Raw genomic sequence first — 470 nt, 5'->3', positions numbered from 1 at the left:
CTCGGCGGCGGCCTTGCGGGCGGAGTGGGAGCGGCTGAACGCGGCGAGCGAGGTGCCGGGCGCGGTGCCGCTGGGTGCGGCCGTACCGGAGTCGCTGCGGGGGCCTGCCGTACACCAACGTCCTTGGCTCGCGCGCTACTTGGCGACGCTCGATGTCCTGCGCGAGCTTCAGGCGCGCGGTGTCACCGAGCCCAGGGTCTCGGGGTTCGGGCATCGGCTCGTGCCCGAACTCGCCGGGTACGAAGGGGCGTTGGACGTCGACGACGCCGAGGCGCCGATCCTGTGCTGGACGCCGGAGCAGGCGTACGTCAGGGTTCCCGGTCTCGACCGGACCTTCCAACTCGGGCGCAGGGCCGCCGAGATCACGGAACTCGTGCTGGTGCTCGGCGCTGCCGGGGCCGTGGCGCGGCACCCGGAGCGGGCCGAGGTCGAGCGGGTCCTGACCTTCTTCGCCGACAAGGGAGTTCCCG

Annotated in this window: 1 protein-coding gene; it reads left to right on the top strand. The window is 73.2% G+C overall.

Going from position 1 to position 470, the window contains the following annotated elements; all coding sequences use genetic code 11:
- Positions 1-470: daptide biosynthesis RiPP recognition protein (mpaB, locus tag AOK24_RS23010; RefSeq protein ID WP_338060949.1), on the top strand; the 470-nt coding region annotated here is incomplete at both ends.

Source organism: Streptomyces niveiscabiei, assembly GCF_001419795.1.
Lineage (GTDB): Bacteria > Actinomycetota > Actinomycetes > Streptomycetales > Streptomycetaceae > Streptomyces > Streptomyces niveiscabiei.
The sequence above is the reverse complement of the archived record's forward strand: the minus strand, read 5'-3'. Positions and strand labels throughout refer to the sequence as shown.